Source organism: Herbiconiux daphne, assembly GCF_024979295.1.
Lineage (GTDB): Bacteria > Actinomycetota > Actinomycetes > Actinomycetales > Microbacteriaceae > Herbiconiux > Herbiconiux daphnes.
The window spans coordinates 189,782-203,186 of sequence record NZ_JANLCJ010000005.1; the positions used below are offsets into that span (position 1 = coordinate 189,782).

Genomic DNA, 13,405 nt, shown 5'->3' on the forward strand with positions numbered 1-13,405 from the left:
ACGCCCTGTGCCGGCAGTCGACCAGACTCGGTATCGGCACAGCGCCAGATCATCCACTGCGACGGTGTCAGTTCCACTGGTGTCTGTCACCAGAGCGGGTTCACTCGTCAGTTCCCGCTGCTGACACACGCGCGATGATCTCAGAACGGGAGCAGCCTTCGGGTGGCTGCTCCCGTTCTTTTCCCCTCCCAGTACTGTGATCCTTATGACCCAACGCGTCGACACGCTCATCATCCTCGGTGCCACCGGCGACCTCACCGCCCGCCTTCTTCTTCCCGGTCTCGGCCAGTTGCTCACCGAGCAGTCCGACCGGCGGCTCGAACTCATCGGGTCGGGCCGCATGGCCTGGAGCGACGAGGAGTGGCGCGCCGTGGTCACCAAGTCGTTCGGTGAGGTGTCGGCATCCGGAGCCGCCATCGACGCTCTGCTCGAGTCGACCCGTTACATCGCCGCGGATGTCACCGACCCCGACGATCTCGGCAAGGTGCTCGCGGCCGCGAAGGGCACTCCGGCCATCTACTTCGCGCTTCCGCCCGCCGTGGCCGTGAACGTGGTCGCCGCGCTCGGCAGCGTCGACTACCCGGCCGACATGGCGCTGGCCCTCGAGAAGCCGTTCGGAACGGATGTCGCCAGCGCCGAAGCCCTCAACGCGGCCCTCATCAAGCTCGTGCCCGAGAACCAGATCCACCGGGTCGACCACTTCCTCGGCCGCTCCACCGTGTTCAACATCATGGGCATGCGCTTCGCGAACCGCATCTTCGAGCCGGTGTGGAACTCCGACCACATCGCGTCGATCGACATCGTCTACGACGAGCAGCTCGCTCTCGAGGGCCGCGCGGGCTATTACGACCAGGCGGGGGCGCTGGTCGACATGATCCAGAGCCACCTGCTGCAGGTGATGGCGGTCGTGGCCATGGAGCCGCCGGCCACGCTCGGCCAAGACGACGTGCGCGACGCCAAGGAGCTCGCCCTGCGCGCCACCCACGTCTGGGCCGACGACCCGACGACGTCGAGCCGCCGCGCCCGCTACACGGCCGGCACGATCGACGGCAAGACCCTGCCGAGCTACGTCGACGAAGAGGGGGTCGACCCGGCCCGCAAGACCGACACGCTCGCCGAGGTCACGCTCGAGATCAGCACCTGGCGCTGGAAGGGCGTGCCGATCACCCTGCGCTCGGGCAAGGCGCTCGGCGCCCGCCGCCGCGAGATCGTGGTGACGTTCAAACCCGCCCAGCAGCTGCCGGTGGGGCTCAAGGGCGCGAACGAGCCGACCGTGCTGCGCATCTTCCTCGGCCCCGACGCCATGGCGCTCGAGATCGACATCAATGGCCCCGGCGACCCGTTCGAGCTCGAACGCGCGAGCCTCGAGGCGACGTTCGGCGAGGGCCAGCTGCTGGCCTACCGCGAGGTGCTCGCCGGCATCCTCGACGGTGACCCGAGCCTCAGCGTGCGCGGCGACTCGGCCGTGGAGGGCTGGCGCATCCTGGCTCCCGTCATCGCCGCGTGGGCGGCCGACGAGGTGCCGATCGACGACTACCCCGCTGGCAGCGAAGGCCCCGAGAGCTGGAAGCCGATCGGCTGAGCGCCGCCGCGCCTGGCAGCTCGCCCTGGCTCGGGCGGTTGACCCCTCGGGTCAGATCGCGATGCCGGCGCCGCCCGCGGCCTGGCGCTGCGCCACGGCCTCGGTGACCTCGGCGTGGTGTGCGACCAGGGCGCGGAGCGCGTCGTCGTCGCGCGGGTCGGGCCCGTCGATGACCGGTGCGGCACCGATGGCCACTCCGGCCGCGATCGACGGGTAGGCCGGAACCGGCACCGCGACGGGAAGGCGGACGGGACGGGTCACGGAACGCTCCACAGGAGCGGCGGGCGCGACCGCGGCCGACACCGCCCGCGCGAGCTGGCGGGAAACCGGCACCGACTCGACCGGGGCGAGGGGAGTCGTGCTCGCGTGGCCGACCGTGGAACGCACGGTGATGCCGTGCTCGGCGAGGTTCGTGACGATGTCGTGCGCCACCGAGCGGGCGAGCGCGGTGTGGAAGATGTCGTCGGTGTCGGCGGCGCTTCTGCGGGTGATCGCGAACGACCCGAGCGGCCCGAAATTCTCCATCAGGGTCTGGCTCACGAGCTCGTAGAGCCTCTCGGGGCTGACCGTGCTCTCTCGTGCCGCCTTGGCCCGCCGTCTCCAGCCGATCATCGCAATGTCCCTCCGCTGCCCCGTCGTGACAACAGTGTGCGTGCTGGGGCCGTGCAAGCGGCAATCGACACGCCGGGATGCGGGATGCAATGGGCTGATTAGGCTGGAATTTCGCACCCCCCGCCGAACCGCCGCCCGATCGGGCGCGAAAGAAGGACATCATGCCCGTCGAGAAGACCTGGCTCGCATTCGCGATCGCCGCCGTGCTCGCGCTGCTGATCGCCATCGCGGTGACCGCGATCGTCACCCTGATCATCCGTCTGGCCGCCCGGCGCCAGCAATGGCCGAAGGCCCTCGTGCGCCGGGCGCGCATCCCCTTCCGGGTGTTCCTCGTCGTGCTGCTGCTCTGGCTCGCGACGACTCTCACGATGCCCGAGGGCGACTGGCAGCCGCTCGTCGACCAGGCCTTCATGATCGTCGCCATCGCGACGGGGGCCTGGCTCGTGTGTGCTCTCGCCCTGTTCTTCGAAGACGTGGCGCTCGCCCGCTACACCATCGACCGCCCCGACAACCGCATCGCCCGGCGGCTGCGCACCCAGGTGCTCATCCTGCGGCGGCTGGCGATGGCGGTAGTGATCGTGGTCGCGCTCGGTGCCATCCTGCTCACGTTCCCGGGCGCCCAGGCGGTCGGCACGAGCGTGCTGGCGTCGGCCGGCGTGGTGTCGATCATCGCCGGTCTCGCTGCGCAGTCGACGCTGTCGAACGTGTTCGCCGGGATGCAGATCGCGTTCAGCGACGCGGTGAGGGTCGACGACGTCGTCATCGTCGAGAACGAGTGGGGCCGCATCGAGGAGATCACGCTGACCTACGTGGTCGTGCACATCTGGGACGACCGGCGCATGGTGGTGCCGAGCACCTACTTCACCTCGAAGCCGTTCCAGAACTGGACCAGGCGCAACTCCGAGCTGCTCGGTTCGGTCGAGTTCGACCTCGACTGGCGGGTGACGCCCGGCGAGATGCGGGCCGAACTCGAGCGGGTGCTCGCCCGCACCGATCTGTGGGACAAGCGCGTCTCGGTGCTGCAGGTGACCGACGCCGTGGGCGGCTACGTGCGCGTGCGCATCCTTGTCACCGCCATCGATGCGCCGACCCTCTTCGACCTGCGCTGCTTCATCCGCGAGGAGATGATCGCCTGGCTCTACCGCTCCAGCCCGCAGTCGATCCCACGCACCCGCGTGCGGGTGATCGACGAGGAACCGGATGTCTCGCACCGGGCGCGGCGAGGCGACCCCGAGGCGTCGGGGCTGTTCCACGGCGACAGCGGCGCCGAGGGGCGCGCGAGCCTGTTCACCGGCCCGATCGAGACCACGGACCGCGCGGCCGGCGGATTCGACGCGCCGCGCGCACCACGCGAGACCGACCGAGACCGGTAGCCGCGGGCGTCGGCTGCGGAGACGTGCTCAGACGGCCGGCGGCGACTTCGGCTTGCGCGGCGCCCGCGCGGGCGGCGGCGGGGGAACGGATGCCGCGTTCGGCAGCACCTCGGTAGCATTCGTGTCGCCGCTCACGGGCGCAGGCGCAGGCGCGGTCGTGTCGGGCGCAGCAGCGGCCGACTCGGGGGCGGGAGCCCACGACGCGGGCGCCGGGGCACCGGGAGCCGCGGCATCCGGAGCCGTGCCCTCCGGGGCCGTGCTGTCCTGAGCCGCACCCTCCGGCGCCGGCTCTTCCGGGCCCACCGGCCGCACCGGCCAGGTGAACCGGCCCGACTCGCCGTTCTTCACGAGGTAGACCTGCGCGGCGCGGGTGCCGAACCAGAGGAACCGCACGAGCAGGAAGAGCACGCCGAGCACCACGACGAGCACGATCGCGCCCGCGAGAACCGAGACGACGCTCGAGAGGATGCCGAGCAGGATCGGGAACAGGCCGCCGCCACCGCCGTAGAACATCAGGAGTCTCCGAGCTCGCGTGCTTCGTCGTCGTCTTGCAGCACGCTGCCGATGGCCAGAGCGAGCGTGATGCCCCAGCTGACCCACATGAGGATGAGCCGCCAGTCGCGCGGGCCCTTGCGCGTGGCCTGGATGGCCGAGAAGCCGCCGATGGCCGCGCTGATGATGCTGCTGTTCAGAATGAACTTGCGCACACTGTCCCCGTTCTGTTCTGTCGTGACGACTACGCTACCCGTTCCGGCCCGCACTCGCCCTGGTAGACTCGGGGCTGGAATTCCGGGCTGTATTCGAGCGAAGCCGAATGGTGGTCCGACTCAGCCGAACGGACCCATGCCTTCCTCAGACAGCACCTCTTCCCCTCGATTCGGCGAGTTCGAGTTCGTCGTCGTCTCGAACCGCCTTCCGGTCGACCGCGTCGTCGACGCCGACGGGAACCCCTCGTTCCGCACCTCGCCCGGTGGCCTCGTCACGGCGCTCGAGCCCGTGATGCGTGAGGCCGACGGAGCCTGGGTGGGCTGGACCGGCAGCCCAGACGACGAGCCGGAGCCGTTCGAGAACGACGGCATCCACCTCATTCCCGTGCCGCTCTCCAGCGACGACATCGAGCTCTACTACGAGGGCTTCTCGAACGACACGCTGTGGCCGCTCTACCACGACGTCATCGCACCGCCCGCCTACCACCGCGAGTGGTGGGAGCGATACGTCATCGTCAATCAGCGCTTCGCCGACCGGGCCGCCGAGATCTCGGCCGAAGGCGGCACCGTCTGGGTGCAGGACTACCAGTTGCAGCTGGTGCCGCGCATGCTCCGCGAGCAACGACCCGACCTCACCATCGGCTTCTTCAATCACATTCCGTTCCCGGCATACGGCATCTATTCGCAGCTGCCCTGGCGCACGCAGATCATCGAGGGCCTGCTCGGCGCCGACGTCATCGGCTTTCAGCGCACCGCGGATGCCGGCAACTTCTCGCGTGCCGTGCGCCGGCTCCTGGGCTACCAGGCCCGGGGCACCGTCATCGACGTGCCGATCGAGCAGGAGGCCGAGGTCGCCAGCGCCAAGCACCGCATCTCGACCGTGGGCGACAACAAGCTCGTGCGCACCGTGGTGGCGAAGGCGTTCCCCATCTCGATCGACGCGGCCAGCTACGAAGAACTCGCGCGGCGGCCCGACATCCAGGCCCGGGCGCGCGAGATCCGCGAGGGGCTCGGCAACCCGGCGGTCGTGATGCTCGGCGTCGACCGACTCGACTACACCAAGGGCATCGGCCACCGGCTCAAGGCCTTCGGCGAGCTGCTGGCCGACGGCACGATCGACGTCGAAGACGTCACCCTCGTGCAGGTCGCGAGCCCGAGCCGCGAGCGGGTGAGCGCCTACCAGCAGCTGCGCGACGAGATCGAGCTCACCGTCGGCCGCATCAACGGCGACTACGGCACGATCAGCCACACCGCCATCAGCTACCTGCACCACGGCTACCCGCGGGAGGAGATGGTGGCGCTCTACCTGGCGGCCGACGTCATGCTCGTCACGGCCCTCCGCGACGGCATGAATCTGGTGGCGAAGGAATACGTCGCCTCGCGGTTCGACAACGACGGCGTGCTGGTGCTCAGCGAGTTCGCGGGTGCCTCCGACGAACTGCGCACGGCGCTGCGCGTCAACCCGCACGACATCGAAGGCCTGAAAGAGGCGATCCTCAAGGCCAAGTCGATGCCCCGCAGCGAGCGCGCGCGCCGCATGCGCGCCATGCGCAAGCGGGTGCAGGAGAACGATGTCGCCCGCTGGTCGTCGTCGTTCCTGAAGGCCCTCACCACGCCGTCGCACGATCTCGCGCTGCCGAAGGCTAATGGTCCCCAAATCAACGGGTCCCAGAGCACTCGGCCGCAGATCACCCGCGCCGAGGCCCGCGCCGAGGAGCGCGCGACGGAGGAGGCCCGATGAGCGTCGTCGACCTCGACGCCGGCCTGCTGCAGGCGGTCGACCGTCTCGCGGCTGTTCCGAGCCTGCTCATCGCTCTCGACTTCGACGGCACCATCTCGCCCGTGGTCGACTCGCCCGAAGCGGCGCGTGCCCTTCCCGAGGCCGCCGACGCGCTCCGGCGGCTCGCGGCCCTGCCCGGCACCCGGGTGGCGCTCGTGTCGGGGCGCTCGCTCGAGAGCCTCGAACGGGTGTCGGATGCCGCCGCCGACACGCTGCTCGTGGGTTCGCACGGCGTCGAGGTGCGCCTCGACGGCGCGGCCGAACTCACCCTGACGCCCGAGGAACGGCAACGGGCCGATGAGCTCCGCGAGGCCTTGGAGCAGGCGGCCGACCCGTTCGACGACGTCTGGGTCGAGGTGAAACCGGCCGGGTCGGCGCTGCACACCCGGCGGGCGACCGACGACGTGCGCGAGCGCGCCGAACGGGCCGCCTCCGCCGCCGCCGAACGATTCGCCGGGCTCACCACGCGACGCGGCAAGAACGTGCTCGAGTTCGCGGTGCGCAGCGAGACCAAAGGCCAGGGCGTCGAGCGGTTGCGCGAGGTCACGGGAGCCGACGCCGTGCTCTTCGCCGGCGACGACGTCACCGACGAAGACGCCTTCCGGGTGCTGGGCGAGACCGACCTCGGGCTGAAGGTCGGCGAGGGCGACACGGCGGCCGCCTACCGCGTCGACGATCCGCAGAGCGTGGCCCGCGTGCTGGAGCGACTTGCAGACCGTCGGGCGGCTCTAAACTCGTAACATGCCCGAAATAGACATCAAGCCGCGGAGTCGCACCGTCACCGATGGAATCGAAGCCCTGACCTCTCGCGGAATGCTCCGCGGCGTCGGAATGGGCGACGGTGACTGGGAGAAACCCCAGATCGGCATTGCGAGCTCGTGGAACGAGATCACGCCCTGCAACCTGTCGCTCGAGCGCCTCGCGCGCGCGTCGAAGGAGGGGGTGCACTCGGGCGGCGGTTACCCGCTGCAGTTCGGCACCATCTCCGTCTCCGACGGCATCTCGATGGGCCACGAGGGCATGCACTTCTCGCTCGTCTCGCGCGAGGTCATCGCCGACTCCGTCGAGACCGTGATGATGGCCGAGCGGCTCGACGGCTCGGTGCTGCTGGCAGGCTGCGACAAGTCGCTGCCGGGCATGTTGATGGCGGCGGCCCGTCTCGACCTGGCATCCGTGTTCCTCTACGCCGGATCGATCGCGCCCGGCTGGGTGAAGCTCTCCGACGGCACGGAGAAGGACATCACCATCATCGACTCGTTCGAGGCCGTCGGCGCCGTGCGCGCCGGCCGCATGTCGATGGAAGACGCGCACCGCATCGAGTGCGCCTTCGCTCCGGGCGAGGGCTCGTGCGGTGGCATGTACACCGCGAACACCATGGCGAGCGCCGCCGAAGCCATGGGCATGAGCCTGCCGGGCTCCGCGAGCCCCGCTGCGGCCGACCGCCGCCGCGACTACTTCGCCCACCGCTCGGGCGAGGCCGTGGTGAACATGCTGCGTCTCGGCCTCACGGCACGCGACATCATCACCAAGAAGTCGCTCGAGAACGCGATCGCCGTGGGCATGGCCTTCGGCGGCTCGACCAACCTCGTGCTGCACCTGCTCGCCATCGCCGCCGAAGCGGAGGTCGACCTGACGCTCGCCGACTTCAATCGGGTGGGCGATAAAGTGCCGCACATCGGCGACCTCAAGCCGTTCGGCCGTTTCGTGATGAACGACGTCGACCGCCACGGCGGCGTGCCGGCCGTCATGAAGGCGCTGCTCGACGAGGGCCTGCTGCACGGCGACGCCATGACCGTCACCGGCAAGACGATCGAAGAGAACCTCGCCGAGATGGACATCGCGCCGCTCGACGGCGAGGTGCTGCGGCCGTTGTCGAACCCGATTCACGCGTCCGGAGGCATCACGATCCTCAGCGGTTCGATGGCTCCGGAGGGCGCGGTCGTGAAGTCGGCCGGCTTCGACGCCGACGTGTTCGAGGGCCCCGCGCGGGTGTTCGAGCGCGAGCGCGAGGCGATGGATGCCCTCACCGAGGGCCGCATCGACGCCGGTGACGTGGTGGTCATCCGCTATGAGGGCCCGAAGGGCGGCCCCGGCATGCGCGAGATGCTCGCCATCACCGCCGCCATCAAGGGGGCGGGGCTCGGCAAGGATGTACTACTATTGACCGACGGCAGATTCTCAGGCGGCACAACCGGCCTGTGCATCGGCCATATAGCACCCGAAGCGGTCGACGCTGGTCCGATCGCCTTCGTGCGCGATGGTGATCTAATACGGGTCGATATCGCAGCTCGCTCGATCGACCTACTTGTCGAACCCGCTGAGCTAGCAGCTCGCCGAGACGGCTGGGCTCCACTTCCTCCGCGCTATACCCGTGGCGTTCTCGCGAAGTACTCCAAACTGGTGCATTCCGCCGCTGTCGGCGCCATCACCGGGTAGTGCTCGCGCATCCATCAATCGCGCTCGATCTCTCGGCGCTCCACTCCTCTCCGTTCAAGGAAGCCCACATGTCCACGGAATCCATCCCCGTGCCAACCAAGAAGAGCCCACCGACGGCGCAGCCCGAGATCCTCACCGGCTCGGGAGCCGTGCTCCGCTCGCTCAAGCACCTCGGCGTCACCGATGTGTTCGGCCTGCCCGGCGGCGCCATCATCCCGTTCTACGACGAGCTGATGACGCAAGACGACATCCGTCACATCCTCGTGCGCCACGAGCAGGGCGCGGGTCACGCGGCCGAGGGCTACGCGGCCGCGACCGGCAAGGTCGGCGTCGCCATCGCGACCTCCGGCCCCGGGGCCACGAACCTCGTCACCGCGATCGCCGACGCCTACATGGACTCGGTGCCGCTGCTCGCGATCACCGGTCAGGTGTTCTCGCACCTGATGGGAACCGACGCCTTCCAGGAAGCCGACATCGTGGGCATCACGATGCCGATCACGAAGCACTCGTTCCTCGTCAAGCGCGCCGAAGACATCCCGGCCACCATCGCCGCGGCCTACCAGATCGCCTCGACCGGCCGGCCCGGCCCGGTGCTCGTCGACATCACGAAAGACGCGCAGCAGGGCTCCGCGCCGTTCATCTGGCCGCCGAAGGTCGACCTGCCCGGCTACCGCCCCATCACGAAGGCGCACGGCAAGCAGATCCAGGCCGCGGCGCAGCTGCTGGTGGAGTCGAAGAAGCCCGTCTTCTACGTCGGCGGCGGCGTCATCCGGGCCGAGGCCACCGAAGAGCTCGCGGCGCTCGCGGCGGCCACCGGCGTTCCGGTCGTCACGACCCTGATGGCCCGCGGCGCCTTCCCCGACTCGCACCCGCAGCACCTCGGCATGCCGGGCATGCACGGTACCGTTCCGGCGGTGCTCGCGCTGCAGGAGAGCGACCTGCTCATCTCGCTGGGCGCCCGCTTCGACGACCGCGTCACCGGCAAGGCGAGCGAGTTCGCGCCCAACGCCAAGGTCGTGCACGTCGACGTCGATCCGGCCGAGATCTCGAAGATCCGCATCGCCGACGTGCCGATCGTGGGCGACGCCAAAGACGTGATCGCCGACCTCCTCCGCGCCTACGCCGACGTGTCGGGCGGCTCGACCCTCGAGCTCGACGAGTGGTGGGCCTACCTGCGCGGCCTGCAGGAGAAGTTCCCGCTCGGCTACTCCGAACCCACCGACGGCCTGATGGCGCCGCAATACGTCATCAAGCGCATCGGCGAGCTCACCGGTCCCGAGGCGATCTACGCCGCCGGCGTGGGTCAGCACCAGATGTGGGCGGCCCAGTTCATCAAGTACGAGCGGCCGCACGCCTGGCTGAACTCCGGCGGCGCCGGCACCATGGGCTACGCGGTTCCCGCCGCCATGGGCGCCAAGGTGGCCGAGCCCGAGCGCACGGTGTGGGCGATCGACGGCGACGGATGCTTCCAGATGACCAACCAGGAGCTGGCGACCTGCACGATCAACAAGATCCCGATCAAGGTCGCCATCATCAACAACTCCTCGCTCGGCATGGTGCGCCAGTGGCAGACACTGTTCTACGACGGCCGCCACTCGTTCACCGACCTGAACACCGGGCACGAGACTCAGATGGTGCCCGACTTCGTGAAGATGGCCGACGCCTATGGTGCGCTGGGCATCCGGGTCACCCGTGCTGAAGACGTCGACGCGGCCATCAAGCTCGCCCTCGAGACCAACGACCGCCCGGTCGTGATCGACTTCGTGGTGTCGGCCGACGCGATGGTGTGGCCGATGGTTCCGCAGGGGGTCAGCAACAGCTTCGTGCAGTACGCGAAAGACCACGCGCCCGAGTGGGATGAGGAGTAGGCCATGTCGACACACGTTCTGAGCCTTCTCGTCGAAGACAAACCCGGTCTGCTCACCCGGGTCGCGGGCCTGTTCGCCCGTCGCGGGTTCAACATCGAATCGCTCGCCGTGGGGCACAGCGAGATCGACGGCCTGTCGCGCATCACGGTCGTGGTCGATGTCGAAGACCTCCCGCTCGAGCAGGTGACCAAGCAGCTCAACAAGCTCATCAACGTCATCAAGATCGTCGAGCTCGACCCGGCGCAGTCGGTGCAGCGCGAGCACCTGCTCGTCAAGGTGCGCGTCGACAACACGACCCGTTCGCCGGTGCTCGAGGCGGTCAACCTCTTCCGCGCCCGCGTGGTCGACGTGTCGACCGACGCCCTGGTGATCGAGGTCACCGGCGACTCCGGCAAGACGCAGGCGTTCCTGCGCGTTCTCGAGCCCTACGGCATCAAGGAGATCGCCCAGTCGGGTCTGCTCGCCATCGGCCGTGGCGGCAAGAGCATCACCGAGCGCGTTTTCAAGAACTGAGTGCGGGCATCCGTTCGCCTCGATCAGACAGCACAACAACAAGGAGAAAAATCACGTGACCGAGATCTTCTATGACCAGGACGCCGATCTGTCCCTGATCCAGTCCAAGAAGGTGGCCGTCATCGGCTACGGCTCGCAGGGCCACGCCCACGCGCTGAACCTTCGCGATTCCGGCGTCGAGGTCGTCGTGGCGCTAAAGGAGGGGTCGAAGTCGACCGCCAAGGCCGAGGAGGCGGGATTCACCGTTCTCTCCGTGGCCGAGGCCACCTCGTGGGCCGACGTCATCGTCATCCTGGCTCCCGACCAGCACCAGCGCGGCATCTACGCGCAGGACATCCAGCCCAACCTCAGCGATGGCAAGGCCCTGCTCTTCGGGCACGGCTTCAACATCCGCTTCGGGTACATCCAGGCGCCCGAGGGCGTCGACGTGATCATGGTCGCCCCGAAGGGCCCGGGTCACACCGTGCGCCGCGAGTACGAGGCCGGCCGTGGCGTTCCCGTCATCGTCGCCGTCGAGAACGACGCCACCGGCAGCGCCTGGGAGCTGGCCTGGAGCTACGCCAAGGGCATCGGCGGCCTGCGCGCCGGCGGCATCAAGACCACCTTCACCGAAGAGACCGAGACCGACCTGTTCGGCGAGCAGGCCGTGCTCTGCGGCGGCGTCTCGCAGCTGGTGCAGTACGGCTTCGAGACCCTCACCGAGGCCGGCTACCAGCCGCAGATCGCCTACTTCGAGGTGCTGCACGAGCTGAAGCTCATCGTCGACCTGATGTGGGAGGGCGGCATCGCCAAGCAGCGCTGGTCGGTCTCCGACACGGCCGAGTACGGCGACTACGTCTCGGGCCCGCGCGTCATCGACCCGCACGTGAAGGAGAACATGCAGGCCGTTCTCGCCGACATCCAGTCGGGTGCCTTCGCGAAGCGCTTCATCGACGACCAGGATGCCGGTGCGCCCGAGTTCTTCGCCCTGCGCGAGAAGGGCGCCTCGCACCCGATCGAGGCCACGGGCAAGGAGCTGCGCGCTCTGTTCGCCTGGAAGCAGCAGGACGAGGACTACACGGATGGCTCAGCTGCGCGCTGATCGACCGAACCACCGGAGGGGCCTCGCGGCGTGAGCTGCGGGGCCCTTCTGCCGTTCAGGCCGTGCGCACGGCGTCGGTGAGGATGCCGGCGGCCGCGAGTCGTGCCGACACCACGGTGTCGAGCTCGCCGAACACCGCGTTCGCGCGGTTGATGCCGATCGCTCCGCCCATGAGCCCGGTGCCGGGGTCGCGCGCGAACCGTGCCACCAGCCTTCCCTCGGCATCGAAGAAGCGCACGCCGTAGACGAGGCGCTGCCGGCTGCCGGCGAGGCCGCCGAAGAGCACGGTCATGGCCTGCGAGCCGCGCGCGACGGTCCACTGCCCGGTCGCCTCGGGCGTCACGGTGAAGCCCTGGCTCTGCAACGCCTCGGCGAGCAGTGACCGAGCGGCCTCATGGTCGCCCGAGAGGAAGTAGTCGACGCTGGGCATGCAGGCATCCTCTCGCTCGCGAACCGGCGTGAGCCGCTCGGAACGAAGCCTACTGGCCGCCGCACTCCGGATAGGGTGATGGCATGAGCGACTCCCGCGACGACGATGCCCTCGGCTGGGCGGGCGACGACGATCCGACGTTGTCGCCGGTCGGGGTTCCGGAGCGCGACGCGGCCCCCGCGGCGGCCCCCGGGCCTTCGCCCGCCTCCGCGCCCACCCCCGCCCGCCGCACCGTGCTCGACGAGGCCGAAGACGCCGAAGACCGCGCCGCCGAGAAAGAGCTCGCCGAGGCCGAGGCGGCCTCGAAGCAGCTCAGCTCGGCTGCGCTCATCGGTCTCGGCGTGCTCGGCGGCATCTATCTGCTCTACACGATCGGCTGGATCGTCAGCTTCGGGCGCTACGTGACCCCGGCGGAGATGTCGTTCGGCGTCTTCTCCGACCTGATCGCGCGAACGCTCGCGATCGCCGCGCCGCCGTTCTGGTTCGTGGCGACGCTGCTGATCACCCAGCGGCGCGACGTGCGCTACCGGTTCCTGTGGCTCGTGATCGGTGTGCTCGTCCTCGTGCCCTGGCCGTTCCTGCTGGGAGGCGGCGCATGACCGCGGTCGCGCCGGCGAAGCGCGGCTTCCGCCGCTACGGCAAGGGCGGCTGGACCGTCGCCATCGTGTTCGCGTTCCTCTACGCCTATCACCTGTGGGGCGGCATCGCGAACCTCATCGGCGTGGTCTCGCTGCTCAACATCTACGGCACGGCGCCCGACGGCGGGCTCTGGGCCCTGATCGTCGGCTACGCGATCGTGCCGGTCGTCGTGTATGCCGCGGCGCTGCTGGTCGGCCGCACCCTGCGCACCTGGGAGCGAGCCGTCGTCTTCGCGGTCGGCTTCGCCGTGGTGTCGACCATCTCGCTCAGCCTCCTCTCCCTCTAGCCCCTCACACCCCAAGCTCCCTCCCCACCTCTCGCCGAGTTGCGCCAAAGTGCCCCATAGGGGCCCCGGGGTGGTCACTTTGGCGCAACTCGGCGAGA

General features: G+C 69.2%; 14 protein-coding genes. 10 read left to right on the forward strand and 4 right to left on the reverse strand.

What is annotated here, in order from left to right; all coding sequences use genetic code 11:
• The first annotated feature begins 205 nt into the window (after positions 1–205).
• A complete protein-coding gene (locus N1032_RS14515; RefSeq protein ID WP_259539865.1) occupies positions 206–1,582 on the forward strand; it encodes a glucose-6-phosphate dehydrogenase in 1,377 nt (458 codons plus the stop codon).
• A 51-nt stretch (positions 1,583–1,633) separates the two neighbouring features.
• On the opposite strand, the gene N1032_RS14520 is transcribed toward N1032_RS14515, so the two are convergent.
• Positions 1,634–2,194, reverse strand: coding sequence for a hypothetical protein (locus tag N1032_RS14520; protein WP_259539866.1), 561 nt, complete (start codon positions 2,192–2,194; stop codon positions 1,634–1,636).
• A 161-nt stretch (positions 2,195–2,355) separates the two neighbouring features.
• Here N1032_RS14520 and N1032_RS14525 point away from each other — a divergent pair, with 161 nt between their 5' ends.
• Positions 2,356–3,567 carry a mechanosensitive ion channel family protein gene (locus N1032_RS14525; RefSeq protein ID WP_259539867.1) on the forward strand — a complete coding sequence of 404 codons (1,212 nt, stop codon included), beginning with the start codon at positions 2,356–2,358 and terminating at the stop codon, positions 3,565–3,567.
• Between the two features lie 27 nt (positions 3,568–3,594).
• On the opposite strand, the gene N1032_RS14530 is transcribed toward N1032_RS14525, so the two are convergent.
• Positions 3,595–4,080, reverse strand: a complete 486-nt coding sequence (locus tag N1032_RS14530; protein WP_259539868.1) for a hypothetical protein — start codon at positions 4,078–4,080, stop codon at positions 3,595–3,597.
• Positions 4,080–4,274 carry a hypothetical protein gene (locus N1032_RS14535; protein WP_259539869.1) on the reverse strand — a complete coding sequence of 65 codons (195 nt, stop codon included), beginning with the start codon at positions 4,272–4,274 and terminating at the stop codon, positions 4,080–4,082. Before N1032_RS14535 ends, N1032_RS14530 begins: the two co-directional genes overlap by 1 nt.
• A 136-nt stretch (positions 4,275–4,410) precedes the next feature.
• On the opposite strand from N1032_RS14535, the gene otsA reads away from it, so the two are divergent.
• The 6 genes from otsA to ilvC all read left to right on the forward strand — a co-directional run bounded on the left by otsA (position 4,411) and on the right by ilvC (position 11,952).
• Entirely contained in the window at positions 4,411–6,015 is a 1,605-nt protein-coding gene (gene otsA, locus N1032_RS14540; protein ID WP_259539870.1) for an alpha,alpha-trehalose-phosphate synthase (UDP-forming), read from the forward strand.
• A complete protein-coding gene (otsB, locus tag N1032_RS14545) occupies positions 6,012–6,794 on the forward strand; it encodes a trehalose-phosphatase (protein WP_259539871.1) in 783 nt (260 codons plus the stop codon). Before otsA ends, otsB begins: the two co-directional genes overlap by 4 nt.
• A 1-nt stretch (position 6,795) precedes the next feature.
• The gene (gene ilvD / locus N1032_RS14550) at positions 6,796–8,490 is read left to right on the forward strand and encodes a dihydroxy-acid dehydratase (protein ID WP_259539872.1); all 1,695 of its coding nucleotides are present in this window, start codon (positions 6,796–6,798) and stop codon (positions 8,488–8,490) included.
• A 68-nt stretch (positions 8,491–8,558) separates the two neighbouring features.
• Positions 8,559–10,358, forward strand: coding sequence for an acetolactate synthase large subunit (locus N1032_RS14555; protein ID WP_259539873.1), 1,800 nt, complete (start codon positions 8,559–8,561; stop codon positions 10,356–10,358).
• Between the two features lie 3 nt (positions 10,359–10,361).
• Positions 10,362–10,871, forward strand: a complete 510-nt coding sequence (gene ilvN, locus N1032_RS14560) for an acetolactate synthase small subunit (protein ID WP_259539874.1) — start codon at positions 10,362–10,364, stop codon at positions 10,869–10,871.
• Between the two features lie 22 nt (positions 10,872–10,893).
• On the forward strand, positions 10,894–11,952 hold the full coding sequence (ilvC, locus tag N1032_RS14565) for a ketol-acid reductoisomerase (protein ID WP_259540177.1): 1,059 nt from the start codon (positions 10,894–10,896) through the stop codon (positions 11,950–11,952).
• 55 nt (positions 11,953–12,007) lie between these two features.
• Here the strand turns inward: ilvC and N1032_RS14570 are convergent, their stop codons facing one another.
• The gene (locus N1032_RS14570) at positions 12,008–12,382 is read right to left on the reverse strand and encodes a hypothetical protein (RefSeq protein WP_259539875.1); all 375 of its coding nucleotides are present in this window, start codon (positions 12,380–12,382) and stop codon (positions 12,008–12,010) included.
• An 83-nt stretch (positions 12,383–12,465) separates the two neighbouring features.
• Here N1032_RS14570 and N1032_RS14575 point away from each other — a divergent pair, with 83 nt between their 5' ends.
• Entirely contained in the window at positions 12,466–12,981 is a 516-nt protein-coding gene (locus N1032_RS14575; RefSeq protein ID WP_259539876.1) for a hypothetical protein, read from the forward strand.
• Entirely contained in the window at positions 12,978–13,307 is a 330-nt protein-coding gene (locus N1032_RS14580) for a hypothetical protein (protein ID WP_259539877.1), read from the forward strand. The genes N1032_RS14575 and N1032_RS14580 overlap by 4 nt, the downstream gene beginning before the upstream one ends.
• Positions 13,308–13,405 lie beyond the last annotated feature (98 nt).

What these genes read in the sequence shown, in the direction of transcription:
- N1032_RS14555 (WP_259539873.1), top strand. Translation starts at nt 8,559, where the DNA reads ATGTCCACGGAATCCATCCCCGTGCCAACCAAGAAGAGCCCACCGACG.
- N1032_RS14515 (WP_259539865.1), top strand. Translation starts at nt 206, where the DNA reads ATGACCCAACGCGTCGACACGCTCATCATCCTCGGTGCCACCGGCGAC.
- N1032_RS14575 (WP_259539876.1), top strand. Translation starts at nt 12,466, where the DNA reads ATGAGCGACTCCCGCGACGACGATGCCCTCGGCTGGGCGGGCGACGAC.
- ilvN (WP_259539874.1), top strand. Translation starts at nt 10,362, where the DNA reads ATGTCGACACACGTTCTGAGCCTTCTCGTCGAAGACAAACCCGGTCTG.
- N1032_RS14580 (WP_259539877.1), top strand. Translation starts at nt 12,978, where the DNA reads ATGACCGCGGTCGCGCCGGCGAAGCGCGGCTTCCGCCGCTACGGCAAG.
- ilvD (WP_259539872.1), top strand. Translation starts at nt 6,796, where the DNA reads ATGCCCGAAATAGACATCAAGCCGCGGAGTCGCACCGTCACCGATGGA.
- otsB (WP_259539871.1), top strand. Translation starts at nt 6,012, where the DNA reads ATGAGCGTCGTCGACCTCGACGCCGGCCTGCTGCAGGCGGTCGACCGT.
- otsA (WP_259539870.1), top strand. Translation starts at nt 4,411, where the DNA reads ATGCCTTCCTCAGACAGCACCTCTTCCCCTCGATTCGGCGAGTTCGAG.
- N1032_RS14570 (WP_259539875.1), bottom strand. Translation starts at nt 12,382, where the DNA reads ATGCCCAGCGTCGACTACTTCCTCTCGGGCGACCATGAGGCCGCTCGG.
- N1032_RS14520 (WP_259539866.1), bottom strand. Translation starts at nt 2,194, where the DNA reads ATGATCGGCTGGAGACGGCGGGCCAAGGCGGCACGAGAGAGCACGGTC.
- N1032_RS14525 (WP_259539867.1), top strand. Translation starts at nt 2,356, where the DNA reads ATGCCCGTCGAGAAGACCTGGCTCGCATTCGCGATCGCCGCCGTGCTC.
- N1032_RS14530 (WP_259539868.1), bottom strand. Translation starts at nt 4,080, where the DNA reads ATGTTCTACGGCGGTGGCGGCGGCCTGTTCCCGATCCTGCTCGGCATC.